Annotated in this window: 23 protein-coding genes; 10 read left to right on the top strand and 13 right to left on the bottom strand. The window is 55.7% G+C overall.

Annotated elements, in window-relative coordinates:
- Window positions 1-54: 54 nt before the first annotated feature.
- From DMG62_18945 to DMG62_18905, 9 genes are all read right to left on the bottom strand, one after another.
- On the bottom strand, window positions 55-2,373 hold the full coding sequence (locus DMG62_18945; GenBank protein PYY21416.1) for a hypothetical protein: 2,319 nt from the start codon (window positions 2,371-2,373) through the stop codon (window positions 55-57).
- Window positions 2,374-2,468: 95 nt separating this feature from the next.
- Window positions 2,469-2,936, bottom strand: coding sequence for a hypothetical protein (locus DMG62_18940; protein ID PYY21415.1), 468 nt, complete (start codon window positions 2,934-2,936; stop codon window positions 2,469-2,471).
- A 1-nt stretch (window position 2,937) separates the two neighbouring features.
- A complete protein-coding gene (locus tag DMG62_18935; protein ID PYY21414.1) occupies window positions 2,938-3,906 on the bottom strand; it encodes an ATPase in 969 nt (322 codons plus the stop codon).
- Between the two features lie 225 nt (window positions 3,907-4,131).
- The gene (locus DMG62_18930) at window positions 4,132-5,007 is read right to left on the bottom strand and encodes a protease HtpX (GenBank protein ID PYY21413.1); all 876 of its coding nucleotides are present in this window, start codon (window positions 5,005-5,007) and stop codon (window positions 4,132-4,134) included.
- Between the two features lie 188 nt (window positions 5,008-5,195).
- Window positions 5,196-5,621, bottom strand: a complete 426-nt coding sequence (locus DMG62_18925) for a hypothetical protein (GenBank protein PYY21412.1) — start codon at window positions 5,619-5,621, stop codon at window positions 5,196-5,198.
- A 61-nt stretch (window positions 5,622-5,682) separates the two neighbouring features.
- A complete protein-coding gene (gene mtnA, locus DMG62_18920; GenBank protein PYY21411.1) occupies window positions 5,683-6,747 on the bottom strand; it encodes an S-methyl-5-thioribose-1-phosphate isomerase in 1,065 nt (354 codons plus the stop codon).
- Window positions 6,748-6,774: 27 nt separating this feature from the next.
- Window positions 6,775-7,404, bottom strand: coding sequence for an orotate phosphoribosyltransferase (gene pyrE / locus DMG62_18915; GenBank protein ID PYY21410.1), 630 nt, complete (start codon window positions 7,402-7,404; stop codon window positions 6,775-6,777).
- 141 nt (window positions 7,405-7,545) lie between these two features.
- A complete protein-coding gene (locus tag DMG62_18910; protein PYY21409.1) occupies window positions 7,546-8,364 on the bottom strand; it encodes a hypothetical protein in 819 nt (272 codons plus the stop codon).
- Window positions 8,365-8,499: 135 nt separating this feature from the next.
- Entirely contained in the window at window positions 8,500-11,358 is a 2,859-nt protein-coding gene (locus DMG62_18905; protein ID PYY21408.1) for an excinuclease ABC subunit A, read from the bottom strand.
- A 331-nt stretch (window positions 11,359-11,689) separates the two neighbouring features.
- Here DMG62_18905 and DMG62_18900 point away from each other — a divergent pair, with 331 nt between their 5' ends.
- The gene (locus DMG62_18900) at window positions 11,690-11,890 is read left to right on the top strand and encodes a hypothetical protein (GenBank protein PYY21407.1); all 201 of its coding nucleotides are present in this window, start codon (window positions 11,690-11,692) and stop codon (window positions 11,888-11,890) included.
- Window positions 11,891-11,986: 96 nt separating this feature from the next.
- Here the strand turns inward: DMG62_18900 and DMG62_18895 are convergent, their stop codons facing one another.
- Window positions 11,987-12,616 (bottom strand): hypothetical protein, encoded by a 630-nt coding sequence (locus tag DMG62_18895; protein ID PYY21406.1) that lies wholly within the window; start codon window positions 12,614-12,616, stop codon window positions 11,987-11,989.
- Between DMG62_18895 and DMG62_18890 the strand changes: the two genes are divergently transcribed.
- The 4 genes from DMG62_18890 (at window position 12,610) to DMG62_18875 (ending at window position 15,448) form a co-directional block, all read left to right on the top strand.
- On the top strand, window positions 12,610-12,801 hold the full coding sequence (locus DMG62_18890) for a hypothetical protein (protein PYY21405.1): 192 nt from the start codon (window positions 12,610-12,612) through the stop codon (window positions 12,799-12,801). The two genes, DMG62_18895 and DMG62_18890, sit on opposite strands and share 7 nt — an antisense overlap.
- 307 nt (window positions 12,802-13,108) lie before the next feature.
- Window positions 13,109-14,113: a hypothetical protein gene (locus DMG62_18885; GenBank protein PYY21404.1), complete on the top strand. Its 1,005-nt coding sequence runs from the start codon at window positions 13,109-13,111 to the stop codon at window positions 14,111-14,113.
- Window positions 14,114-14,129: 16 nt separating this feature from the next.
- Complete coding sequence (locus tag DMG62_18880) at window positions 14,130-14,318, top strand: hypothetical protein (protein PYY21403.1); 189 nt, start codon at window positions 14,130-14,132, stop codon at window positions 14,316-14,318.
- Between the two features lie 50 nt (window positions 14,319-14,368).
- Window positions 14,369-15,448, top strand: a complete 1,080-nt coding sequence (locus tag DMG62_18875) for a bifunctional transcriptional activator/DNA repair enzyme protein Ada (GenBank protein PYY21402.1) — start codon at window positions 14,369-14,371, stop codon at window positions 15,446-15,448.
- 276 nt (window positions 15,449-15,724) lie between these two features.
- On the opposite strand, the gene DMG62_18870 is transcribed toward DMG62_18875, so the two are convergent.
- Window positions 15,725-15,994, bottom strand: coding sequence for a 30S ribosomal protein S20 (locus DMG62_18870; protein ID PYY21401.1), 270 nt, complete (start codon window positions 15,992-15,994; stop codon window positions 15,725-15,727).
- 680 nt (window positions 15,995-16,674) lie between these two features.
- On the opposite strand from DMG62_18870, the gene DMG62_18865 reads away from it, so the two are divergent.
- From DMG62_18865 to DMG62_18850, 4 genes are all read left to right on the top strand, one after another.
- The gene (locus DMG62_18865; GenBank protein ID PYY21400.1) at window positions 16,675-17,706 is read left to right on the top strand and encodes a hypothetical protein; all 1,032 of its coding nucleotides are present in this window, start codon (window positions 16,675-16,677) and stop codon (window positions 17,704-17,706) included.
- A 185-nt stretch (window positions 17,707-17,891) separates the two neighbouring features.
- Window positions 17,892-18,416, top strand: coding sequence for an rRNA maturation RNase YbeY (ybeY, locus tag DMG62_18860; protein PYY21399.1), 525 nt, complete (start codon window positions 17,892-17,894; stop codon window positions 18,414-18,416).
- The gene (locus DMG62_18855) at window positions 18,407-19,684 is read left to right on the top strand and encodes an HlyC/CorC family transporter (protein PYY21398.1); all 1,278 of its coding nucleotides are present in this window, start codon (window positions 18,407-18,409) and stop codon (window positions 19,682-19,684) included. Before ybeY ends, DMG62_18855 begins: the two co-directional genes overlap by 10 nt.
- A gap of 437 nt (window positions 19,685-20,121) precedes the next feature.
- Complete coding sequence (locus tag DMG62_18850; GenBank protein PYY21397.1) at window positions 20,122-21,780, top strand: hypothetical protein; 1,659 nt, start codon at window positions 20,122-20,124, stop codon at window positions 21,778-21,780.
- A 10-nt stretch (window positions 21,781-21,790) separates the two neighbouring features.
- Here the strand turns inward: DMG62_18850 and DMG62_18845 are convergent, their stop codons facing one another.
- On the bottom strand, window positions 21,791-23,149 hold the full coding sequence (locus DMG62_18845; protein PYY21396.1) for a hypothetical protein: 1,359 nt from the start codon (window positions 23,147-23,149) through the stop codon (window positions 21,791-21,793).
- A gap of 170 nt (window positions 23,150-23,319) precedes the next feature.
- Here DMG62_18845 and DMG62_18840 point away from each other — a divergent pair, with 170 nt between their 5' ends.
- Window positions 23,320-24,639 (top strand): M23 family peptidase, encoded by a 1,320-nt coding sequence (locus DMG62_18840; protein ID PYY21395.1) that lies wholly within the window; start codon window positions 23,320-23,322, stop codon window positions 24,637-24,639.
- A 32-nt stretch (window positions 24,640-24,671) separates the two neighbouring features.
- Here the strand turns inward: DMG62_18840 and DMG62_18835 are convergent, their stop codons facing one another.
- Window positions 24,672-25,328 carry a peroxidase gene (locus tag DMG62_18835; protein ID PYY21394.1) on the bottom strand — a complete coding sequence of 219 codons (657 nt, stop codon included), beginning with the start codon at window positions 25,326-25,328 and terminating at the stop codon, window positions 24,672-24,674.
- Window positions 25,329-25,455: the final 127 nt, after the last annotated feature.

The raw sequence follows: 25,455 nt of genomic DNA, 5'->3' as shown, positions 1-25,455 counted from the left end.
CAAAAATCAGCGGGAACGGAATTTTCTATCTTAGCAGTGCAACGCGTTCACCCTCTAGCGGCGCAGATGCAATTGCAGTCCAGCTCTGGCAACCAATGGTGAAGCGAGCGTAATCACGTTCGTGCGCGCGACCATGTAGTGATCGTTCAGAAGATTTTCCGCTGCGGCGTAGATATCAGCGTAAGAGTTCAGCCGCCGGGAGATGAAAACATCGATTTTGAAATAGCGATCCAGCGCCAACGTATTGCGATCGTCGTCGAAGACCGAACTGTTATTGCGGCCCTGGAACGCCACTGTCAGAAGCCTGGGATTACTGTAACGCGCCTGGAAGGTGAATTCGTGACGCGGCACTTCAGGAACCTGCAGTCCAATAAGCGACGGATCGACAGGGAAGGCGGTCACGACTGCATCCACGAACTGATATTGCGCCGAAACATCGATCCACTTCATGATCCCCCAATCAGCTTGCGCCTCAACTCCGCGCGCGCGGGTACTGCCAAGGTTTTGCCGCTGACGAGTAACGAGTGCCGGTGTTGTGCTCAGAGTGACATTCGCGATTGGCCGATGTACGGTTGCCCAGAAAAATCCCTGGCGCAGATTCAGCTTGCCCTTGAACAGCTTCTCGGCTGGACCAAGCTCCCATCCCGTCAAACGTTCCGAGCGCAGAAACGGATTAGCGGTTGTAAGCGTATTCCCTAATCGGAACGAACGGTACAGCTCGTTGAGTGTGGGAGATCGGAATGATCGATAGGCCGATCCCTTCAGAGCAACGCGGTCGTTTACCCGGAAAGTAGTTGCGAGCTTCGGATTCCACGCGGTTTCTGACCGATCGGCAAATTGTGTTGGCGCTGTAGCGCCCGAGGGTAGCGCGACAGTTCGGCTGAATCCGTTCACGGTCTGCCAGTCGTCGAAGCGGATAACTCCCGTTACCAGCCAGCGTCCGGTGATGCGCGCTATGTCTTCGGCGAAAACGCCGGTGTTACGGATGATTCCGCCAGCATTCACGACGCTCGAAGGTCTTCCCAGCGTGAAGATTTCGTCGTCACTTTCTCCCGTGATACGCGCAAACTCCACACCGCCCAACAGCGTGTTCCAGCCAAGCGCCCGCGTGTACTGGGCACTCAAACCGAACTGCCGTGAGGGCACTTGCTGCACCCGTGCCAGCGTCTCGCTATTGCGGTCGGCAGCAACGGAGGCGAACGTTTGGTGATACGTTTCGGTTCCGCCGTATCCGCGGATTTGCAACAGCGAATCGGAGGAGCCCTCGAGGTCAAGTCCGGTCACTGCCTGCCACGCCCGCGTGCGATTTACTTCGATGATCGTTCCGTTATGGCGCGAGTCGTCGTAGCCAAGGCCGCTCAGGAAGAAGCGGGATCGCTGTGAAAACTCTCGCTGAACTTCCAGTTGGCCATTGCGATGAAGTGAATTGGCATTGTTATCGACAGCACCTCGTTGCGAGAACTCGACCGGAATGTATCCATCCGTACGAAAGTATTCCGCCGCGCCAGAGGCAAGCCATTTTCCGAAGCTGTGTCCGAGATAACCGGATGCGTTTGGCGTTCGTTCATTGCCGTAAGAGAGATCAAGGCTTGCATCAGTTCCTTCCGGCGTTTTCGTCAGCAGTTGAGCAACGCCACTAAGGGCTTGTCCGCCGTATAGATCAGAAGCGCCGCCTTTTGCGATCTCGGCGCTCTCGAGCGACTCGCGAGGTATCTGACTCCAGTTCACCCAGCCGCCAAACGGATCGGCGATTGGCACGCCATCGAGGAGTACCAGAGCGCGACTCGCACCACTCGATCCCATCCCCCGCATCGACACGCCTTGTGTGGTCGGATTCGAGGTCCGACTGCTGCTGCGGCGGAACTGATCGAATCCAGCAACCTGGCGCAAGACGTCGTCTACTTCAAGAGCGCCGCTAGTGTGGATCTCGGTCGTATTCAGAACCTGCACGCTTTGCGGAGCTTCATCCACTGATAACGTTGTGCGCGAGGCAGTAACCTCAATTTTCGTGCTGACCGTTTCGGGCTGAAGGACTATGACGAGATCCTCGTCTCGAGTACCTTCGGGAATGGTTCTGCGTGTTGTGGTGAACCCATTCGCGGCTATGGATATTTCCAGCTCGCTACCGCTTTTGGTATTGAATGCGAACGAACCGTCGCTTCCCGTGAGTGTGGACGACTCCCACGATCCTTGCTTCAACGTGACCCTGGCATCACTGATCGCCGCATGAGAACTGTCTTGAACTGAGCCTTGAATCTGGCGAGTCGCTGTTTGTGCAGCGCAGAAGCAAGTCCATGCAAAACATAAAATCGCAGCAGTTCCGATTGCGAATCGCAAGCGACGGAGGAGACGAATTGAATTATTTATTCGCAATGAAGTCCCGAATAGGATGACGCATCCAGCAGCTCAGGATGCAACTAGAACACCACCAGAGCACCATGATTGTCGAGTAGTTTGCGAAGCAACCGTTAGTGGCGTGGTTCGCGCGAGAGGAGCGCAACAGCGCCGATTCCAGCCAGAAGCACGACTCCTTCGAGAATGACAGAGATTTGGTGCAGCCGGTCGAACGCCGCCCGTCCCGCGTCTTTGGGAGGAAGCGCCTGAATCGAACCCCCAACAGCAGCACGGACCTGCTCCAGTTCCCGCGTAATTCTGAACTGTGAGAAAGAGGTACAGAGCAGCATAACCACGACAAGTGCACGTAAGACTCGCGCCTGGCTAAATCTCCCCAGGAATGTGGCGCCCAGAAAGACGACTCCGCAAGTGAGACCGATTCGGTGAAGGGCTCCCAACGAGCTGCCTACAATCGCGCCTGCGACTTCTTGCGCGGGCAAAACCCGAAACACTGTTGGAGCTACAACGAACGAAAAGAAGATGATGCCGCCAATCCAGACTACGAGCGAAAAAATGAGAAGGAAGCGCGCGAGGAACTGCATTTCACGAAGGCACCGACACGTTGTCGACAATGTCGCTGACGATACGTTCTGCTTGCTCTGATGCCTTAAGTGTGGAGCTATAGCGCGCGTTTACAACTACGCGGTGTGCAAAGACGGGAACGGCCAATCGCTTGAAATCGTCAGGAGTGGTGAACTTTCGTCCCTCGATGAAGGCCATAGCTTGGGCAGCGCGGTAGAGCATGAGTGACCCGCGAGGAGAAACGCCTAACGAAAGCTGCTCCGATTGGCGCGTCTTATTCACGATCTCCAACGTGTAGTTCACCAGCGATTCATCGACACGAACTTTCTTTACCTGCTCCTGCATTTCAATAACGTCGTCGCCAGTGAGCACGGGGCTGACTTCGTTCAGACGCGCTGCTCCCGCTTGCGCACGCAAGATCTCACGCTCGCTTTCCGCAGCGGGGTACATCATTTGCACCCGCATCAGGAATCGATCCATCTGCGACTCCGGTAAAGGATAAGTTCCGTGATGCTCAACCGGATTCTGCGTGGCAATTACCAGGAAGGGTTGCGGTACCTCACGCGCCTGCCCCTCGACAGTGACCTGGCCTTCATTCATCACTTCGAGCAGCGCAGACTGGGTTTTCGGCGTGGTGCGGTTGATCTCGTCTGCCAGGAGGACGTTGGTGAACACGGGGCCCGGTTTGAAGTCGAAGCGCTCTTCGGCGGCTGAGTAAACAGATGTCCCAAGCAGGTCGCTGGGAAGCATGTCGCTGGTGAACTGGACGCGCTGGAATGTGCAATCGAGAGAACGGGCAAGCGTCTGCCCCAAAGTAGTCTTGCCGACGCCAGGAACGCCTTCAATCAGGAGATGTCCTCGAGCAAAAACCGCGACTAAGCCGAGTCGAACTACCTCATCACTGCCACGGATCACCGACCGAATAGCCGCCTCAAGACGCCGGGCACGCTCGTGAAGGGAAGTTACGTCGTTTTCTAGCAGCCGAGGCATCTCGCGTGATTGTAACCGCTCCGATTGTGATTTCTGAAGGCCCTCGCAGCCGTTAGTAACTCTATGGTGAGTGAACGGTTGCGCGAACCGACTTTGCAGGAGAAAAGCGACAAAAGCGAACCGCGAAGGACGCGAACGAACATGAAGGGCAAAACGCTGCGATCGCCTGAGTCTTTAACTTCCTTCTTATGCTTTTGTGGTCAGTCTGTCTTGGCGGTAGGTCCCTCACAACATGTCAGCTGGACGACCGGTCAGCCGCTCGATTCGCTTGGGAATCGGGGGATGCGTTGAGAACAGGCTCGCCAAAGTGTCTCCGCCGATCATCGGTGCCACAATGAACAAGTGTGCGGTTGAAGGCGATGCCACCATGGGCATTCTCTTGGAATAGGCGTCTAGCTTCTGTAGGGCACGGGCCAAGGCATACGGATTGCCGGTTGTTTGGGCTCCGGTATGGTCGGCTTCGTATTCACGGGAACGTGACACTGCCATTTGAATCAGTAAAGCTGCTATCGGCGCCAGAATGATCATCAACAATGCGGTAAATCCACCACCGCCGCGTTCGCGGTTATCGCGATCTCCGTAACCTCCGAACATGCCGGCCCACATCGCCGAACGAGCCAGGAAAGTGATGCCTCCTGCGAGAGTCGCCGCTACTGAGCTGATGAGAATGTCCCGATTGCGAACGTGTCCCAGTTCATGGGCTAGAACGCCTTCGAGCTCCTCATCGTCGAGCAAAGTGAGAATGCCTTTGGTCACGGCAACTGAAGCATGCGACGGATTGCGACCCGTAGCGAAAGCATTTGGCGACTCATTCGGGATCACGTAAATCTTGGGCATGGGCAGGCCGACTCGCTGAGTCATTCTTTCGACCACGTTGTACACGCGAGGAAGATCTTCACGCGTTACAGGCTGCGCCCCGTACATCGCAAGAGCAATCTTGTCGGAAAAGAAATAGCTGATGAAATTACCAAGAGCAGCAACAGCCAGCCCTATCGCCATTCCATGCTGCGTGCCCAGGTATCTGCCGATCGCGTCTCCGGCAAACATCAGCAGCAGTGTCATGCCCGTTAGCAATGCCAGCGTCTTGAGATTGTTTCCCATAGCCTTTGTAGATCTAGATGCTCCAGTTTGGTGCGGGATTCGAGCCGGCTCACATAATACGCCGCGGTGCACGCGAGAAGACTTTCCCTCGATCATGGATACGTAGAGATGGCGGCAAATGTTCCATGTGTATAAACGACAAACCCGGCCAGAGGCGACCGGGTTTGAAAAAGCATTTTCGCTAAAATCTACGCTGCTCGACGACGTGTTTCCTCGTTGCTGGAGCCCTCGTCGAATCGCGTAAGGCTTCTGACTGCAGCAAGCCCAATTCCGATACTCTGAAAGAGTTTTGATTCGCGCTCTTCGGAGAACCCGAGCAGATTCGGCATGGAAGCTACCAGGGCAGAGACTCCGGGATCAATATTGCCGTGAGTCTCGAAGCTGATCTTCTTCCACACCCCACCTGGACAGTCAGTAAGAAAAATAAGACTTCCGATTAAGTTGCCGCACAGATAAGAAGCCAGGGCTGCACGCTTGTTCTTTTTCCAAAGCAGCGTGCCGGCAATGGCAAAGGCACCAGCAGTACTCCAGTCGATAGCGGCATGCGTTACCGGGCTGATCACCTTCGGTAGGGGTTTGGTCGCAAGTTCCGTGAGCTTCGTAGAGATCGGCATCGTGTTCGCTCCTCCCTAAGTCAAGATGCCTTTGTGCTACAGCAAGTTGGCGCACGAATGCTCAATGACTCAATGTAGCCTGCAGCTCGGCTTCGCGGCCCAACGCCAGAAGGGACTCTCCATAAGGCGCCCTTGCGATGCCTCGTTCCGTGATGATGGCTGTGACATAACGGCGCGGCGTTACATCGAACGCGGGGTTCTCTACGCGAATTCCGTCTGGAGTGAGCTGTTTTCCAGCCAGATGCGTTACCTCGCGTGCAGAGCGCTCCTCGATTGGAATGTGATCTCCATCTGGAGTTGCCAGATCAATAGTGGACCATGGCGCAGCGACATAGAATGGGATTCCGTGTTCCTTCGCCAGCACAGCGACGGTATAAGTTCCGATCTTGTTTGCTACATCTCCGTTTGCGGCGATGCGATCGGCGCCGACGACAACTGCGTCGATCTTCCCTTGCTTCATCATGGCACCTGCCGTGTTGTCGGAAATTACCGTAGTAGGGATTCCGTCTTTGGTAAGTTCCCACGCGGTCAGGCGGGACCCTTGAAGAAAAGGACGCGTCTCGTCCGCGAAGACATGGATCTTTTTACCCGCTTCCACGGCGGCGCGAATCACTCCCAGCGCGGTTCCATATCCGCAAGTAGCGAGTGCGCCCGCATTGCAATGCGTAAGCACACCGCCCGAAGCCGGCATGAGCACCGCGCCATTGCGCCCCATGGCTCGGCACGCCGCAATGTCTTCCGCGTGCATCTCCTGCGCTTCCTGAATGAGTGCGCGCTTGACTTCATCAATTGAAGCGGAGGCAAGCTCCTCGAAGCGGTCCCGCATCCGTTCAATTCCCCAAAAGAGATTCACCGCGGTCGGGCGAGTTGCGGCCAGCGTCTTGCAAATCTGCTCCAACTCAGACCGCAGCGCGTTGTGGCTTTGGGCTTTCGAATTGCGCATGCCGAGCGCAACACCCATCGCTGCGGCTACTCCGATCGCGGGCGCACCACGGACGATCATGTCGCGGATCGCAGTAGCAACCTCGGCGTGAGTGCGACAGGTAACGTAGATCTCTTCAGTAGGCAGGCGCGTTTGGTCGATGAAACGCACGCCGGCGTCGGTCCACTCGAGGGTTTTAACCATGCCTCAGATTCTAAAGGGTTTCGGCTTTCAGGCTGTGGCCTTTTGCGCAATGTGCGCGGTTCGCACGTCTATCGCCTTGAAAATAGAGACAAACTCAACTCCCGCTGCGGCCTTTTCTACTGCCGGACGTCCGCCGGCTTCTTCGCGTTCAACAAGACACGCCACTCCGACGACATTGAATCCGAACTCGCGCGCAGCTTCGATGGCCTGAATCGTTGAAGAGCCGGTTGTACACACGTCGTCCACGATCACCACGCGAGAGCCCTTTTCGTGAAAGCCTTCTATGCGTTGTGCGGTTCCGTGCGCTTTCTCCTGCTTGCGAACGAGGAAGCCATGAATGAGGAACTCCGAGACATCCACCGGTTTCGGCCGGGCTGGCGCCCGGGTTTGTACAATTTGCGCTGTGAGGAGTGCTACGCCGGCAACAATAGGATCGGCGCCGAGAGTCATGCCACCAACAGCGCGCGGCCTCCATTTTTTGGCCTGAATCACGTCATAAAAAACGCGGCCAGTGAGGCGCATTCCCTCCGCATCCAGTGTCGTAGTGCGGCAATCGATGTAATAGTCGCTTGTTCCACCTGAAGAAAGCTTGAATTCTCCAAGCTGAAACGACTTGCGCGCGAGCATGTTCAGCAGAAGTTCGCGTGAGTTGGGCATGCAAGATACATTAGCACTCAGCACTCAGCATTCAGCCGCTCAACTGCCGGGCAGGAGCAGAGTTTTCCGATCATGAGGTCAGAAGCAAGTATTGTCACAGAAAAAGTGTGAAAGGCTGAATGCTGAGTGCCGAATGCTGCTTTACCTTAGCTTATCCATATGCCGGAATCCATCGGTAGCGACGAAGATCAGCACGAAGTCGAATGCATTGTAGGTACTGTGAACCAGAAATGCAGAACCTAGCGATCCAGTGCGGGCGCGCACAATCGTGAGTACAGAGCCGACCACGAAGATCAGCAGCATCGGTGCCCATGACCATGCAAGTTGTGGCCCGTGATAAAGCGCGAACAGCAGCCCATCGATTACGACCGAAGCGACAAGGGGCAAATATCGTCGAAGAGCAGGGAATAAGAAGCCGCGAAACAGCAACTCTTCGTAGAAGGGCCCGACGAAAATCCCAAAGACCGCCAGAACCCACGCTGCATGAGTGGAGCGAAAAAACCTGTCGATCGGAAGCGACTTAGGGATAGGCAAAAGCGCCGAACACAGCTGAGCAACCCCGAGCAAGCCAACTCCGGCGAGAATCAGAAACGCGATTCGGCTTGGCCAATTCCACTTTACAGCGGACCAAAAAGACTCAGGAGTGCCCTTTTGCACCACTAGCACCATAAAGAAAACGGCCAAGACATAACTCACCATCTGCGGTACTAGGGCAAGAGGAGATTGTGTGAATGCTTCCAGCGATAATCCCCTGAATCTCGGGATCGCGTGAATCGCAACAAAGAAAGTCACAGCGATCAGATTGAAGGCTAGGAAATTGAATATTGCGATCAGTAAGACTGCCAGTATTCCCCACGGCGGATTTTCGTCAGTGCGAGGAGGCTCGACCGATTCAGAGAGCGCAACTTCTGTCGGCGGATTCTCTGACGGATCGACTGAAGGATCGGGAGTCAACGGCACAATGAGCTGAGTTGAATCTACACGATAGCAAACCTTTGAACCACGGAGACACAGAGGCAGGAGAAAACCAGAGGAGAGCGGGTTCGGGCATGGAATTGGGTTTCATTTGCCGTTACGGAAACAGAAAGATTCACCTCAAGTGCTGTTCTCCGCGCGTCTGTCTCTCCGTGGTGAAGAACCTCCGTAGGCCGCCCACTTCGCATGGGCCATGTACTCTGCCAACGCGATTCCGGTATATGACTTTTTCACGCGTGTTATCTGCTGCGGAGGACCTTGAGCGACCAGTCTTCCACCGTCTTCTCCGCCCTCCGGACCCAAGTCGATGATCCAATCGGCGTTCCGGATTACATCCAGGTTGTGCTCGATGATGATGATCGTGTTGCCCAGATCAGTGAGCCGATGCAACACATCCAGCAGTTTCTTTACATCTTCGAAGTGCAGGCCTGTCGTAGGCTCGTCGAGCAGATACAGAGTGCGTCCAGTTTGGCGTTTGCTCAACTCCCGCGCCAGCTTTATGCGCTGAGCTTCGCCGCCTGAAAGCGTTACCGCGGACTGTCCGAGTTGAATGTAGCCAAGTCCCACATCAACGAGCGTTTGGAGCTTCTGGCGAACTTGCGGAATGTCTTCAAGAATCGGCAGGGCATCGGCTATCGATGTTTCCAGAAGATCGGCTATTGACTGTCCTTTGTAGCGGACTTGAAGAGTCTCGTGGTTGTAGCGCTTCCCACCACAGACCTCGCATAGGACATACACGTCCGGCAGGAAATTCATTTCAATGCGGCGCTGGCCTTCTCCCTGGCAGGCCTCGCAACGTCCGCCGCTCACGTTGAACGAGAAGCGCCCCGCTTTGTATCCGCGCTCGCGCGATTCCGGTAGCATCGAGTAGAGATCGCGAATTTGAGTAAACACTCCGGTGTACGTAGCGGGATTCGATCGTGGAGTTCGCCCAATTGGTGTCTGGTCGATGCGGATGACCTTATCGATGCTCTCCATTCCCGCAACACCCTTATGGGCTCCGGGCTCTTCGCGTGAGTGGTAAAGGGTCTTCGCCAGCGCGCGATACAGAATGTCATTCACCAACGTGGACTTCCCGGAGCCGCTCACACCAGTGACCACGGTCATTACTCCGAGGGGAAAACTCACGTCGAGGCTCTTGAGGTTGTTCTCGCGCGCTCCCAAAACCGTAATGGCCTTGCCATTTGTCTGACGAGGTTCGAAGCGAGCACCTATGTTCACTTCGCCGGAGATGTATTTGCCGGTTAATGATTCGGGTGCGCGCTCTATCTCCTCGGGAGTGCCTTGTGCGACCAGTTCTCCGCCATGGCGTCCGGCACCGGGACCAAGATCAATTACGTAGTCGGCGCGACGAATCGTTTCTTCATCGTGTTCAACCACGAGTACCGTATTGCCGAGGTCGCGCAGTGATTCCAGCGCAGCAATCAACCGGTTATTATCGCGATGATGTAGTCCAATCGACGGCTCGTCGAGCACATAGAGCACCCCGCGCAGCTTCGAGCCGATCTGAGTGGCGAGACGTATGCGCTGGCCTTCTCCACCTGATAGCGTTGCCGCGGAGCGATCGAGCGAGATGTATCCCAGTCCAACTGCATTCAGGAATTGCAAGCGCTCAGCGATCTCCCGCAACACGCGTCCCGCTACAATCTGTCCGCGTTGGTCGAGTTTGATTTTTTGCGATGCTTGTAGAGCATGCGATACCGGCATTCCCGTGAAATCAGCGATGCCGATGCCATTCACGCGCACTGCAAGGCTCTCCTGACGCAGGCGTTTGCCCTGACACACCGGACAGGTTGTGGCAGACATGTACTCCAGCAGCCACTCGCGATAGCTTTCCGATGATGACTCCTCCAGGTTCTGCTTCAGGAATGCCAGAATCCCATGGAATCCACTGCGCGCAGCTTCACGCTCCGGAGGCCCATACAGAAGCAGATTCTGCTGCTCCGCGGGCAGCTTCTCAAACGGAATGCTTAAATCCAGTTTGTAGACCTGTGCGGCGATTTCAATTAGCCGTTGCAGATAGGTCGAGCCGGAGCCTGGTCCTAGTGCGCCTTCAAGCAGAGGCTTTGACCAATCGACGATTAGCTTCGCAGGATCGAAATCGTATTTGCTGCCAAGCCCGTGGCACTCCGGACACGCACCATAAATGCTGTTGAAAGAGAACGATCGTGGTTCTAGCGCGGGCACGCTGATTCCGCACTCGGGACAAGCCATTTTGGCGGAGTACAAGCGTTCTTCGCCGTCGACAACCGCCAGAATCACAAGTCCATCGGCGAGCTTCATGGCGGTTGCGACTGAATTCTCCAGCCGCTTCTCGATTCCAGCCTTTACTAGTAGCCGATCGACTACAACCTCAATGGTATGGTTCTTGCGCTTATCGAGCTTGATCTCGTCAAGTCCATCTTCGCCGCCATCAAGACTGCGTAGCTCTCCGTCGATTCGCGCGCGCGTGTAGCCTTGCTGCGCCAGCTTCTCCAATTCCTTTTTGAACTCGCCTTTCCGACCACGCACGATCGGAGCGAGTAACATGACGCGCTCTTCCGGTTTGAGCGACATCACCTGCTGCACAATCTGTTCTGCCGATTGCCGGCTGATTTCGCGTCCGCATTTCGGGCAATGCGGTACGCCAACCGAAGAATAAAGCAGGCGCAAATAGTCATAAATCTCAGTGATTGTGCCTACTGTCGAGCGCGGATTACGGGTCGTAGTCTTCTGCTCAATAGCGATGGATGGGCTGAGTCCATCGATGGCGTCAACCTCTGGCCGCTCCATCTGATCGAGGAACTGGCGCGCGTATGCCGATAGCGTTTCGACATATCGCCGTTGGCCCTCAGCGTAGATGGTGTCGAACGCCAGCGACGACTTGCCCGAGCCGCTAAGCCCTGTAATTACAGTCAGGGTATTGCGTGGGATCTCGACGTTAATGTTTTTCAGGTTGTGCTGCCGAGCCCCGCGGACCCGGATCGAGGTAATTGCCATTTAAAAAAGTGCAGACCTACAGAAGACTTCGTTGAGCGATGGGCGCAACTTTACATCCGTATCTTAGTTGTCAACATCTAGCAGCGTCAACGCGGGTTAGAGTTGCCTTCTCGCTGTCGGTCGCTGTTGGTGAGGATCGTGTTATGGCATTACCTGCGTAATCTGGTTGGATTCAATTACTTGGCGCATAACAGTAAAAGTTGTGGGCACGCACTCTGGGTACATGAACTACGGAGACGGATGCATTTTCCTAGTTCAGTAGCAGAATGTGCCGATCAGCCAGAGTTGAACAACTGGTTTCTGCGCATCGACATCCAAAGGCGGTCAGATAGTGAATCCTCAATTGGTGAGTTCGGCCACGGTGAATGACATTATTCTCAGCACCATCGTTTTTGCCACGATTGTTTCTGCAATGTTTCTGGGCGTCTATTCAGGGTATGTGGCCGTTAGTGCGATTCTGCGGGCGATGAACCGCAAGCCTGCCAAAGCTTCAGCCACTGTGATTGAATTTCCGGCCAACGCTGCCAGCTAAAAGTTCCTTACAAACGACGTTACCTCCCCAAAGATCAAGCCTCCCCCGCGGGGCTTTTTCTTTTTACGGCATGAACTTAGCACTTGTAAGAGAGGCCTACCGCGGAACAGTTCCGGGTGCTTGCTGCTGTTGTTGCTGCTGCTGTTGCCGGAGACGCTGGAGTTCCTGCAGCAATTGTTCCGGAGTCTTTACCTGCGGCTGTTGTTGTCCGGAAGGAGACTGGACCTGCTCCGAAGGAGCTGGCGGTGGTGGCGGTGGTTGTTGCTGGATCTCTGACTGGCCGGCGACGTCGTTGTCCTCTTCGTCCTGGCTAGCTGTGGGATTCTGGCGCGCCATAACTTGGTTTGGGCCGCCGCGAACGACGGGAGCAGTCCCATGTGGGCTGAGCATAATGCGCTCCACGCTGCCCGGATCATCAACCGCGCCCACCAGGATGAAATCATAGTGGGAGCCGCTCAGAATCGAACTCAAGACCTGCCGCGGAGCTCCAGGTCCAAACTGCCCAAAAACCCGCTCAGCATCCGGCTGCGTGCCCTCCAAACTCGCGTGAGTCACCGTTTCAATCGCCTTGAGGATGTCAGCTAACGTCGAATTCTCAGCCGCTACTGTAAGCAGTCCTCCCATAAGGCTGACACGCGGAGGATTCGGCGGCTGTTGTTCGGCTCCCGAAGGCTGCTGGGGCTGTGGCGTGGGACTCTGCAGCACCGCTGGTTGCTGCGATGGCACAGATGGTTTCTGTGCCGGAGCAGTTTGAGCCGGCGGCGCTGCCTGGTCTGGCGGCGCAGACGCGTGAGGAAAACTCATTGGCGGACGTTGTCCGGTCGAAGCTGGAGCAGCCTGATCAGGCGGAAACTGCTGTGCCGGACTGGGGAACTGTTGAGCTTGCGTTGTTTGCCGTTGCGCCTGCGTAGGCCCAACGCGGCGCATTCGGCCATAGACGGAAGAGGAAGGCTGGGCTGGCTGCCCCGCCGGCGGTGCAGTACTTTGCGTCTGCTGGCTGCTGAGAATCGTAGTAGAGACTAGCAACAGGCCAAAACCGGTGATGGAAGCACTTCTGGACACGCGGGTTTATGCTACTCCAAAGACAAGGTAGCTCACCAGCAAATCGAGCCACTTGTATGAGAGAACGCCGAATACTATCCGAGTTGCAGGATTTCGCATCTTACCAATCCAAGAAGCTGCTGGCCGTCAGCGGTGTTTTTTGCTCTTGAGAGGAACATGATTCGAATTTATCTACGATTTCTTGGCGCGCTTTTTCTATCGGTTTCAGCTGCATTTGTAACCTCGGCACAAGCAGCAGAAAGCTGCTCTACAGCGTCGGATATGGACGCCAGTGCGCGTGCAGGTATTGAATCGGCAGTGCAACAGCTGTTCAACGCTGCCGCAGCGGGTAACGCCGGCGCAATGCAGCAGAATTCGATCGCTGCAATCGCCAATAATTTTCAAGGAATTGCGAACGTTGTTCAGGCGAACAAAGACAAGATCGCCGGCGGCCACGCAAGTATTCGCAACGAATGGGTCCTGGACGCGCCCGGCACTCAAGCCTACGAGCGCGCGGAATTCTACTGTGGAACCTTCAATTCGCTGCAGCGATCGTCATTTGTGATCCCCGGATTGCCGCCCGGAAAATACTCAGTTGCGATTCAGGACGTAACTGGATCGAAGCAGCCATTCACGATCACCTACATCCTGCAGCAGGAAGGCAGCCAGTGGAAGCTGGCCGGATACTATGCAAAAGCGCGCCAAGTGGGCCCCCATGACGGGCTTTGGTACTGGGTTCAGGCCCGCGACTACAAAAAGCAAGGCAGTCAACATGTGTCTTTCTTCTATTACTTGACGGCTAGCGACCTCCTCGCTCCCGTCAACTTCATGAGTACGCCGCAACTGGAAAAGCTTTATGAGGAGCAGCAGGCATCGATCCCGAAGGATATTCCGCAGAATCCACAGCAACCGGTGCCTTTAACCCTGAACGGCCAGACTTACAACATCGTCCAAGCCTTTGTTGTGCCCGACGAAAAGCAGGGTTTGAACTTGGTTTACAAGTACTCCTTGCCCGACATCTCCGACCAAGTAAAGACTTTCCAGCAAAACATGGCTTTCATTAAGGCCTTGGCGCAGCAGTATCCGGAGTACAAGCAGGCGTTTACGTCGATCGTAGCTCGTGCAGTGGCGCCGAATGGGCAGGACTTTGGGACTCAGTTGCCGGTGAACGAGATTAAGTAGCCTTTATCCATTGTCTGTGATTCCGAAGCGCGCTTTCTTGCGCGAGGAATCCCGACAGGGTTCCATGCGGTATGCGCAAGCCGCAACTGCGGCCTTCTCCACCAAAGCCTCAATCTTCGAGAACCTGCAACGCATAGGCACGACATGGATTGCTCGCCGCAAATTGCGCGGCTTCAGAATGACAAGACGGCAAAAACGGCTTTAGCGTCGAAATCCGGATAGCGACATCCGATAGAGCTAACATAAAGTGCCTTCATGAGCACCGCAGCCGTGACGCAAATCAGCAATCCAGCCGAACTTTGGGACGCCGTAGTCGCCCGCAACCGCAAATTCGATGGCGCCTTGTACTACGGAGTGAGCACAACAAGCATCTATTGCCGTCCGTCGTGCCCATCGCGGCGCCCAAAACCGGAAAACGTGCAGTTCTTCTTTGATCCTGAAAGCGCCGAGCGCGCCGGATTCCGCGCGTGCCTGCGCTGCAAACCGCGTGAATTACGGAGTTCCGGAAAGCTTGAGTTGGTCCGGAACGTCTGCCGCGCGGTGGAGAAAAATGTGGATTCGCCGCTGCCCATGAAGCAGTTAGGCGCAGAGTTGAAGATGAATCCCGGCACCCTGGATCGCGCTTTCAAGCACAGTACGGGGATCACGATCAAGCAATACGCCGAGGCGCGCCGGCTTTCTTTGTTCAAAACCGCGCTCCGATTCCGCCGGGATGTGACCAGCGCGATCTATGAAGCCGGATACAACTCCAGCAGCAGGGTTTACGAGCATTCCAATGAAAGGCTCGGAATGACGCCTGCAGCCTACGTAAAAGGCGGATTCGGCATGCGAATTCGCTATGCAATCGCACCTTATTCGGCCGGAAGAGCGTTGTTAGCAGTCACGGAAAAGGGCATTTGCGGTGTCAAACTGGGAAATGATCCTGCCCGACTGGTTCGGGAGCTCGAAGGCGAATATCCCAAAGCGGAACTTGTGCACTCGGGCGGCGAACTTCGCGAGTGGATGAGCAACCTTTTGCGCCGTCTGGAAGGGGAAGTTGAGCTCCCCGAGCTGCCGATTGACGTTCGCGCAACTGCTTTCCAAAGACGAGTTTATGAAGAACTCAAGCGAATTCCAGCGGGAGAGACTCGCACTTACTCGCAAATTGCAAAGAATTTGGGCGGGGAATCGGGCCGCAGAGCGGTCGCCAGAGCGTGCGCGACTAACAATGTTGCGGTGTTTATCCCCTGCCATCGCGTAGTCCGCAGCGACGGCGGAATGGGTGGATATCGTTGGGGACTAGACCGAAAAGAGAATTTATTGGCCCGAGAGCGCGCAAAATCCGAAAAAAACTGAGGTTTTCAGGTTCTGCTTAGGTTGGTTCCGGCCGCCCTCGGCCGGTACAAGACGTCAAAGAACCGCGTGGCGTACCTGGAATACTTCTTTTGTTATCAAAATTGCGCGATCAGACTCCTTTTGGTCCCGCTAGAAGGCGTCGAATCGTTGTCCGTGTACCGGCCGAGGGCGGCCGGAACCACCTAATCAAAGACGATTAAAGCAAGAATGGCAGCCTTAACGAGGCTGCCATTGCACTTTCTGAGGCGCAAAAACAACGTCTATTTGCCAGCTAATCTACTTTGCCGCGACGGTTTTCAGCCTTGCGCTGAGCCGAGATTTGTACCTGGACGCGGTATTTTTGTGAATTGTGCCCTTCTGGACGGCCTTATCGATCACCGAAACCGTCGCTCCGAAGCTCGATTGCGCAGCTTTGGCGTCGCCTTTAGCGATTGCCTCGCGCAATCCGCGCAGCGCTGTGCGCAGTCGGGACTTGTTTGCGCGGTTTACGAGCGTACGTTTTTCGGTCTGACGAGCGCGTTTCAGCGCGGAAAAATGGTTTGCCATGCCTTACTTTGTTCCTTTAAGGGAGCTTAAATTGCCTAAATCGGGTGGGATTTGGCGCGTAAACACCTGATTTTAACACGCGTTAGGATCGTTCCGTCAAACCGAATGAGGCTTAAGAACAGCGATTTTGAGGCAGCGAATGCGCAGTTTTGGGGCATTAGAACGCGGATTCGAGGCACTTGGGAGCACAGTTTAAGGCACCAGAGCACCGCTTAAGCGCCGTTAGGCGCCTGGTAGGCGCGCAGCGTGCTGCGTCTTTATCAGGCTGTTGCCGTCTCTGGCATGCCTTATGAAAACCAAATAGTGCGGATAAGTGCAAACGTAGTGCCTTCAGGACTGCCCTTCAGCGTCTCTGCGGACGCGCTCAGGCGTTCACCGGCGCCATTCCCCGTGCCGTTTCAAGGCACCAAAGCATCTAATAAATATTTGAAATCGACCATTCACAAAGCGGAAATTTGCGGTCGACGGAGCGTCCAGAAGGACAATGAACAATTGAGACTCCGTTTATTGACTTCGAGGCAAACCGGGGATACTCTACGCCCGATGGATGTGCTCCACGTACGTGGACGACATTCCGCAGTTCCTCTGCTCGACTCAGCCAACAACTGTGATCGCGATAACGCGGAACGCGTGCCGTTCTGCGCATTTCCCCTTCTGGGAGGACGAACCCTAAGTTATCGATGAATAAGCAGCTTGAGATCACTCCGAACCTGGAGGCCCTGTTTGGTACCAGGGATGAAAACCTTCATCTGCTCGAAGGTGGATTGAACGTCTCCATCGACCTTCGCTCCGACCACATTTTCCTCGAAGGCGCCGCCCGCGACTTAGCCCGCGTGGAGCAGGTTTTCGCCGACTACGAGCACTTGCGCAAGTCCGGATACACCTTTTACAACGGCGATCTTGGATCGATGCTGAAGATCGTGATCTCCGATCCTACGGCGACACTGCGCGGGCTCGCCGAAGCCGGACGGCAGCGCTCCTTCGGCAAACGAGTCGTGCAGCCCAAGAGCCTGAATCAGCGCCGTTATATCGAGGCCATCGAAAAGAACGACATGGTCTTCGGCATCGGGCCAGCCGGTACGGGAAAAACATACCTTGCCGTCGCCATGGCCATTGCCGCACTCGTGAACAAGCAGGTGAGCCGCATTATCCTCGCGCGTCCGGCAGTGGAAGCCGGCGAACGCCTCGGATTCCTGCCCGGCACTTTGCAGGAAAAAGTCGATCCCTATTTGCGACCACTATATGACGCACTCTACGATCTGCTCGACCAGGAGAAGATCGATCGCTATCTCGAGCGCAACATCATCGAAATCGCTCCCATCGCCTTCATGCGTGGACGCACGCTCAACGACAGCTTCATCATTCTCGACGAGGCACAGAACACGACCTCGGAGCAGATGAAGATGTTCGTCACCCGTCTCGGCTTCAATGCCAAGGCGGTAATTACCGGTGACATCACGCAGATCGATTTGCCCAACGCACGCCGCAGCGGACTGATTGAAGCCGCCGAAGTCCTCAAAGGCGTCAACGGCATATCGTTCAACTTCTTCGACGAAGGCGACGTAGTGCGCCACGTTCTGGTGCAACGCATCATCCGCGCCTACGACGACCATAAACAACGCATGGAGCAACAGCTATCATTGTTGTCATCGACAACCGCGACGGAGCCGCTTGTGGAGCAGCGGACGACCCCGCCAGTGCTGGAGCAATAGAGCCATCGGGTGATCGGGCCATCGGGTGAAGTGAACCAATGGCATTTCGGCAAAATTTTGTGATCTCGCGATTCTTGTGGCCCAAAAGGCGCAAGCGATGCAGCTACCAATTCGATTCTTAGTTCATCCGATGATCCGATGGCCCGATCACCCGATTCTGCCCCGTTCTCTGTAACGATCCCCGCATGCGCGACCCAGACCATCCCGGCAGTAGCTCCCAAATCAAAGGCACAGGTCTGCAGCGTTTCCTGCTCGCCGCCCAGCGAGCGGTGGGAATTTCCGGAGAGGTGAACGTCCTCATCACATCCGACGCCGAGATGCGCCGCCTGAATCAGGAGTTCCGCGGCAAAGATAAGCCGACCGATGTGTTGTCATTTCCAGCGGCCCAGAATAGGAAATTTAAGCTGGCCGGCGATATTGCGATTTCCAGGGAAATCGCCCGAAGCAACGCGAAGGCGCTGGGGCACTCGCTGGAAACTGAATGTAAGATCCTTTTGCTCCATGGTCTGCTCCATCTGGCAGGCTACGATCATGAGTCGGATAAGGGTAAAATGGCCGCGCTGGAACAAAAACTGCGCGCCAAATTGAAATTGCCGACAGGACTGATCGAGAGAATCAATCATTCACCAGCCTCTGTGTCCTCCGTGCCCTCGGTGTTCAAATCCCCCGGACAAGTGCGCCCGACCTTGAGGAGAGTGCGATGCTCGTAGCCATCATCATCGCCCTCGTGATCCTCTCCGCCCTGCTGGCGCTGGCTTCCTACGTGGAGCGCCTCTATGCCGAAAAGGGAAAGATTCTCTCGCGCGAATTTGAAGAAAACATCGAGGCATACGAGCTGCGGGTTGAGACGAAACTGGGAGTAAGCTCGGCGCGGGCGGCGTTGTCGATGCAACTGCTCTCCCAGCTCTTCACCGCTGCGATTGCATTGATCCTCGGCTACGCCACTTTCATGGCAGGCCGCTGGACGTGGGGGGAGATCGCTCAGGCGGCGATTTCCATTGTCCTGATCATCGTTATCTTTAATCGCCTGATCCCATATTTGCTGTTCATCCGCACTCGTGGAGACTGGCTGGCAAAGTTTATTCCTGTTCTGAAACTGCTGATCTGGCTGGCGCTGCCGCTCACGATCCTTCTAGGCTTCAGCATGTCGGTAGCATCGCTGGCAGAGCCGCAGGAAACCGGGGAGCAGGAGCATCCCTCCGAGGCTGTGGATGCCTTGCTGGAAGCGGGCACAGAAGAGGGCATTCTCGAAGAGAGCGACCGCGAGCTGATTCAATCGGTAGTCGAGTTCGGCGACAAGATCGTGCGCGAGATCATGACTGCCCGCCCTGACATGCTCGCCGTCCCTGCCAGCACGACCATCGAGCAGCTCACCGAATTGCTGCAGAAGAAGCCGCATTCGCGCATCCCTATCTACGACCCTGATCTCGACCACATCCAGGGCATAGTCTTCGCCCAGGACCTGCTGCAGATTCGCGACGAAGACGCCCGCACCCAGATAGTCGCGAAACTCATGCGTCCCCTGCCCTTCGTTCCCGAAATGAAAAAGGTGAGCGAGCTGCTGCGCGAAATGCAGCGCGAGAAGATCCAGATGGCAATCGTGATCGATGAATACGGCGGCGTAGCCGGCCTGGTCACGCTGGAAGATATGCTCGAGGAGATCGTTGGGGACATCGGCAGCGAGCACGAGCGCCGTCCGCAGATCGTGCGCGAGAGCGAGAGCTCCTATGTCCTACCGGGCGCAACCGATCTCGACATGCTCGAGGAGCTGTTCGATTACCGCCCGAGCGATGTTGAGGCTACAACCGTGGCCGGGCTGATAAGCGAAATCGCCGGCCGAATCCCGCAACCGGGCGAATACGTCGAACACAACCGCCTGCGCTTCGACGTGCTCGAATCCACCGACCGTCGTATAGAACGCGTCCGCGTAAGCAAACTCGTAGCAGAGCCCGAGCCTCAGAAATCGGGAGCCGCGTAGGAATCGCGTGATCGGGGCCATCGGGTGATCGGGTGAAGTAGAACCTGAAAGAATCGATACGAAAGGGACCGCTGCCCGCCCTCGCGCGGGTGTTTGGTGGGAGAACACGAAAACCTTATAAGCCCAGGGTCTTTGTTTCGGACTGATGGTTTCAGGGGTTATTTCGCTTTCTGCGTTTTCCAAGCCTTCTTCGTACAACCCCCGGGTGGGTGGCGGCCCTTCTCTGATTCGTTTAAATGCATCCCTTCTCTCAAGCCCCATGAGTGCAAAAAAATCGGAACTGGCGGGGTGCGGTTCGCGTACATCTACATCGATCCCCTTTCGCAGATGACTACCTGCTAATTTCAGGGACGCCGGAACGTCTTTGAAGTGCAAGCTCCGAGTGTCGGATAACCGGGAAGATCTGCCAGGAAACGATTGGCCAACAGGAGGCTGACATGTTGAGGTTTTTCAAGCACGGCGCGGTTTTTACTTTCCTGGGATTGCTGCTACTGGCACAGGCGATTCCAGCACTCGCGGAAGAAGGTGTGAGAGGCAATCTTGTCGACGTTGGCTGGCTTGCAAAAAATCTCAACAACTCCGATGTGGTAATACTCGATGCCTCGCCTGAAACCTACGCGAAGCAACATATTCCCGGCGCCGTCGGCGTCAACATCTACGACCTGTTCGCCTATGGATTTGGAGGAATATCGGATGCAAAGGTGGAACAGTACTTTCAGTCCTGGGGAATCGGCCGAGAAAAGAAAGTAGTGATATACGACAAAGGCGGCGATCAACTGGCTACCAGGCTCTTCTTCGATCTCGATTATCACGGCATTCCCGAAAAGAACCTTTTCATATTGGATGGCGGGCTGTTCAAGTGGCAGCAACAAAGCTTGCCGGTAACCAAAGACATTTCTCCCGGACCGAAGAATGGTTCCTTTAAAGTCACGAAATTGAAAGACGACCTGCGAGGCGGGCTACCTGAGGTTCTTACCGCATCCGGCGACACGACGCATAATGCTCTGGTGGAGGGACTAGATCCCAACTGGCATTTCGGCGCAGTCGCTCCTTTCGACCGGGCTGGGCATATTCCCAACGGGATCATGGCGCCGAGCGAAGATTTTTACAATCCTGACAAGACCTTCAAGTCGCCTGAAGAGATAAAAAAGATGCTGGCTTACCTGGGCGTTAGGCCTGATCAGCAGATCTATACCTACTGCGGAGGCGGAGTCGCCGCCACCGTGCCGTTTTTTGCGGCCAAGTTCCTGGCGGACTATCCCAAAGTGAAACTCTATCCGGAATCGGAGCTGGGATGGCTCTCCGATCAAAGACAACTGCCATACTGGACGTTCGACGCGCCGTACCTGATGCGGGAAACAGGCTGGCTGCAATTTTGGAGCGGCCAGATGATCCGGAGGTTCCTGGGCGCGCCAGTCAGCATAGTGGATGTCCGGCCTGCAGAGGCATTCAATGAGGGACACATACCTTTTGCGCTCAACATTGCTGGAGATGTCTTCAAGAGTAATGTTGCCAATCCTGCCAAGCTGGCCCAAATTCTGGGTCCGGCTGGTGTAAATGCCTCGGATGAGGCGGTTGTAGTCTCAGGGTCGGGACTAACGAAAGAGTCGGCCTTGGCGTTCGTCATGCTCGAAAAACTCGGACAGGCGAAAGTAACGCTATTCATGGACTCCATGGACACATGGACGAAGCAAGGGCAAAAGCTCAAGAAGGATGCGACCGTCGTGGCTCCCAAGAAGGGACCGCATGATTTATCGATTCCTCCGACCTCCTATCCCGAGAACTTCCGCAAAGAGATCGTCATTACCGACCCGAAGAGCACACATGGAGCGTATCCCAAGGTCTATATCGCTTCAGGTAAGGAGATCCCTGCGAAGAACCAGGATGGGAAGGTTGTCCATGTAGCCTACACCGACCTGCTCAATGCCGACGGGACGCCAAAGGCGGCGAAGGACATCTGGAACGTGCTGGCCAAGGCCGGGGTTCCGAGATATGCAGAGCTGGTCTGTTTCTCCGACGATCCGGGGGAAGCCGCAGTCAACTATTTCATCCTTAAGCTAATGGGCTTCCCCGACATCAAGGTGCTGGTGACATAACAACTCCGCTCTAGAACGACGCCACTACCACCGCCTTCGGCGCAGCGCCTGTCGCGATCGGAGAGCCGGGGAGTTGTGTCATCATTCCGGCCGGCGTCACCATGTACTCGGACATATTGCTCGATCCCTCGTGGTCGTTGTTCTTGCTGATGTTCGATGACCCGTTGGTCACATACAGGAAGTGATTGCTAACGTCTACGGCCGCGCTATTCGGCCTTGTGCCCGCGGAGATCGTCGAAGCCAACGCAGGCATGCCGGTGTTGCGATCGATGCTGAACGCAAGAACCTGGTTTCGCTCTTCCTGAGTACCAAACAATACTGAGCCATCGTGCGAAAGCGCCAGCGAACTAAGCTCGCTTTGTGGCCCCGAATTGGGAACGGTTCCAACTAACGAAAGTTGTCCAGAATTCGCGACAGAGAATACGTCGACCTCGGCATTCGCATCACAGCTGGTGTACACGAACCTGCCTGCATTGTCGGCAACGATTACGGGATCCTGATCATCCAGGAAACAGGCGTTTGCATCGTCGGGCGACGAGAAGGTGTATGGAGTCCCTGCAGTGAAGGGTGAGCCTGACACCTCCATTCCAAGCGAGCCGTCCGCATTCCGCGGGAACACATGAATCTTGTTAAAGAAGAAGTCAAATAGGAAGCGCCCCTGGGTGTCGACTGCCAATGAACCTGCTACTGGAGTTGTGCCGGGCGGCGTAGCTGTGACCGGCTGGACCTGGCCGCCGGTTAGCGTCAGTGTTCCGTCGCTATTGACCTTGAATGCCGAAATTCCCGCAATGAGATTCGAGGAGCCTTTGGCCTGTGGACCGGCGCCCGACGCGTAGATGATTCCACGCTGCCTGTCCGCAGACAAGAATTGATACGCGCCTGCGTCTCCCTGGCTGGCATTGAACCTGGTCAGGCTGCCATCAGCCGAATTGATCTTGAATCCGGTAATACCGTTGCTGCTGCTGGAATCGGAGCCTGAGGCGTAGAGAAAATTGCCGACCACCGCCAAATAAGTCGGATCGAAAATGTGGGGAGCGCTGCCCGGCACAGAATACGGCGATCCGGGTACTGGCGTAAGCGTACCGTCGGCATTGACCTTATAGCCAGAGACATTGAACGTTTCCTGATTCGCGACATACACGTACTGAGTGGTTCCCGAATTAGCACTACCACTTCCGCCGCCGGATCCTGTTCCTGAACCTCCGGTTCCGCCACTCCCGCCAGAGTTGCCGCTGCCTCCGGGTTGAGAGGCGGAAGGCGAGGGACTATTGCTTGACGTAGATGAATTCGAGGAGGAGCTTCCTCCACAGGCTGCGAGTGCAAGGGCAACGGTTATGGCCCAAAGGCCAGAGCAAGTCTTTCGAAGCATGGTGCAACCCCGGAATGAAATGGATTCTGGCAGCTTGGACGAGAGGTTCACCTGCCGGGTGGCCAGTTTGGTGACAACGAAAATTACTTAATCCGCAAAAAGTCGGGGTTTCCGCTTAGGGAACCCCTTCCTATTTCGCAGGGTGACACCTGCTATTCTGGATTTTCCCAATGCGAGCCGCTCTCGGAATTCTTCTTACACTCATTGTTCTTGCGTTCATCCTTCTTTTCACTTTCTCAACGGCGCCCGTCGTCACGCTTCCGGCTTCGCTTAAGACGATTGGCCACGCAACCCCTGTGACAGTGACCCTGGCCGATCCTCATGGGATCCGTCGCGCTGCCGCATACATTGAGCAGAATGGCGAGCGTTACAAGCTGGCGGAGGTGGAACATCCCGTTCGCCATTTTCGCTGGCTGCGTGGCGCGCCGGAGCACACACTCAAGTTCACCGCAGGAGTAAAGGGCACTCCACAGCTCAAAGATGGCACTGCTCGTTTGATCGTGGAGGCCACCTCGAATGACTTTCGGGGCCAGACGGTGGAAGCTGCACGAGATGTTGTCGTGGTTACGCAGCCGGTGAAGGTAAGCGTCGATTCCGACCAGCATTACCTCTACCTCGGCATGGCGGATTTGGTGACGTACAACGTCTCAGGCTCACCGACAGCTTCAGGCGTCCGCGTCGGTGACGAGAGCTTTCGCGGCTGGCCAATGCCGGGCGGCAAGCCAGGCCAGTTCTCTCTGTTCGCATTTGCATGGAACATGCCTCTGAATACCGTGCCGGCGGTGTATGCCATTGGCCCGGGCGGTGACGAAGCGCATGGACAGATGGTGATCAACTTCCCAAAGAGGGAACAACCAAAGTACCGCGTCCGCGACCTGCAGATCGACGACAAATTCATGGAGAAAGTGGTAAGCGAACTCGATCCGAACGGCTTCGGAGACATGGTGGAGCGCTTCGTGCGCATCAACAGCGAGATGCGCAAGGCAAACAACGAAACGCTGGCGAATCTAAAGACAAAAACAGAGCCTGCGTTTCTCTGGTCGCAACCCTTTCTGCAACAGCCAAACACAAAGGTCGAAGCCAACTTCGCCGACGTCCGCAATTACATTCACAAGGGTAAGAAGATTGATCAGCAGACGCATCTTGGCTACGACTTGTCGAGCACGCAGCACGTCGGGGTGGAGGCATCGAATGACGGACGCGTGGTTTGGGCCGCACCGCTCGGAATCTACGGCAACTGCATCGTCGTCGACCACGGCTACAGCCTGCAGACGATCTATGGCCATCTGAGCGAGATCGACGTTCACGAAGGCGACACGGTGAAGCGCGGGCAGGTGATGGGCAAGAGCGGTATGACGGGTATGGCCGGAGGCGACCACATCCACTTCAGCATGCAGCTCGAAGGTGTGCAGATCGATCCCAGGGAATGGTGGGATGCGCACTGGATCAAGGACCACATTGCCCGTCGCGTCGAGCTGCCGACTACTTAGGCCGCCAGGTAGAGACGCAGCATGCTGCGTCTCTACTTGGGCTGCGGAACGATCCGAAGATAAGGTCTTGGAGCCCGCCAGCCGCCGGGATACCTCTTTCGAGCGTCGTCATCCGAAACACTGCCGCTGATAATCACGTCGTCCCCGGGCTTCCAGTTCACGGGAGTTGAGACCTGGTGTTTGGTGGTGAGTTGGATGGAATCGAGCACCCGCAGAACTTCGTCGAAATTGCGGCCAGTGCTCATCGGGTAGCTGAGCATCAGTTTGATCTTCTTGTCTGGACCGATCACGAACACGGTTCGCACGGTAGCGTTTATGGCAGGGGTGCGGCCTTCTGAAGTATTGCCGGCATCGGCGGGCAGCATGTCGTAGAGTTTGGCTACTTTCAGCTCCGGATCGCCGATCATCGGATATGTCACCTTGTGGCCCTGGGTCTCTTCGATGTCCAGCTTCCACTTGTTGTGGCTGCTTACCGGATCCACACTCAGTCCGATGATCTTGCAATTACGCTTCTCGAAGTCAGGCTGAAGGCCTGCCATATAGCCGAGCTCGGTCGTGCACACCGGAGTGAAGTCCTTAGGGTGCGAGAACAAAATGGCCCAGCCGTTGTCGATCCACTCGTGGAAATTGATCGTGCCCTGCGAAGTTTCGGCGGTGAAATTGGGGGCTTCGTCATTGATGCGCAACATCGTCTTCTCCTGGTGAACCGCCGGCCAGAGTAGCCTGGCGTGCCAATTCAAAAACAGTTTACAGAGGAACTACGGATTGTACTTCACGCTTTGGTGCAGCGCGTTTCATCCCGGAATTCTGCATCTC

It is taken from the genome of Acidobacteriota bacterium, assembly GCA_003225175.1.
Classification (GTDB): domain Bacteria; phylum Acidobacteriota; class Terriglobia; order Terriglobales; family Acidobacteriaceae; genus Gp1-AA112.
The sequence above is the reverse complement of the archived record's forward strand: the minus strand, read 5'-3'. Positions and strand labels throughout refer to the sequence as shown.

What these genes read in the sequence shown, in the direction of transcription:
- pyrE (PYY21410.1), bottom strand. Translation starts at nt 7,404, where the DNA reads ATGCCCAACTCACGCGAACTTCTGCTGAACATGCTCGCGCGCAAGTCG.
- DMG62_18875 (PYY21402.1), top strand. Translation starts at nt 14,369, where the DNA reads ATGAGCACCGCAGCCGTGACGCAAATCAGCAATCCAGCCGAACTTTGG.
- mtnA (PYY21411.1), bottom strand. Translation starts at nt 6,747, where the DNA reads ATGGTTAAAACCCTCGAGTGGACCGACGCCGGCGTGCGTTTCATCGAC.
- DMG62_18940 (PYY21415.1), bottom strand. Translation starts at nt 2,936, where the DNA reads ATGCAGTTCCTCGCGCGCTTCCTTCTCATTTTTTCGCTCGTAGTCTGG.
- DMG62_18935 (PYY21414.1), bottom strand. Translation starts at nt 3,906, where the DNA reads ATGCCTCGGCTGCTAGAAAACGACGTAACTTCCCTTCACGAGCGTGCC.
- DMG62_18865 (PYY21400.1), top strand. Translation starts at nt 16,675, where the DNA reads ATGAATAAGCAGCTTGAGATCACTCCGAACCTGGAGGCCCTGTTTGGT.
- DMG62_18925 (PYY21412.1), bottom strand. Translation starts at nt 5,621, where the DNA reads ATGCCGATCTCTACGAAGCTCACGGAACTTGCGACCAAACCCCTACCG.
- DMG62_18850 (PYY21397.1), top strand. Translation starts at nt 20,122, where the DNA reads ATGTTGAGGTTTTTCAAGCACGGCGCGGTTTTTACTTTCCTGGGATTG.
- DMG62_18930 (PYY21413.1), bottom strand. Translation starts at nt 5,007, where the DNA reads ATGGGAAACAATCTCAAGACGCTGGCATTGCTAACGGGCATGACACTG.
- DMG62_18835 (PYY21394.1), bottom strand. Translation starts at nt 25,328, where the DNA reads ATGTTGCGCATCAATGACGAAGCCCCCAATTTCACCGCCGAAACTTCG.
- ybeY (PYY21399.1), top strand. Translation starts at nt 17,892, where the DNA reads ATGCGCGACCCAGACCATCCCGGCAGTAGCTCCCAAATCAAAGGCACA.
- DMG62_18885 (PYY21404.1), top strand. Translation starts at nt 13,109, where the DNA reads ATGATTCGAATTTATCTACGATTTCTTGGCGCGCTTTTTCTATCGGTT.
- DMG62_18905 (PYY21408.1), bottom strand. Translation starts at nt 11,358, where the DNA reads ATGGCAATTACCTCGATCCGGGTCCGCGGGGCTCGGCAGCACAACCTG.
- DMG62_18855 (PYY21398.1), top strand. Translation starts at nt 18,407, where the DNA reads ATGCTCGTAGCCATCATCATCGCCCTCGTGATCCTCTCCGCCCTGCTG.
- DMG62_18845 (PYY21396.1), bottom strand. Translation starts at nt 23,149, where the DNA reads ATGCTTCGAAAGACTTGCTCTGGCCTTTGGGCCATAACCGTTGCCCTT.
- DMG62_18870 (PYY21401.1), bottom strand. Translation starts at nt 15,994, where the DNA reads ATGGCAAACCATTTTTCCGCGCTGAAACGCGCTCGTCAGACCGAAAAA.
- DMG62_18890 (PYY21405.1), top strand. Translation starts at nt 12,610, where the DNA reads ATGGCACAGATGGTTTCTGTGCCGGAGCAGTTTGAGCCGGCGGCGCTG.
- DMG62_18840 (PYY21395.1), top strand. Translation starts at nt 23,320, where the DNA reads ATGCGAGCCGCTCTCGGAATTCTTCTTACACTCATTGTTCTTGCGTTC.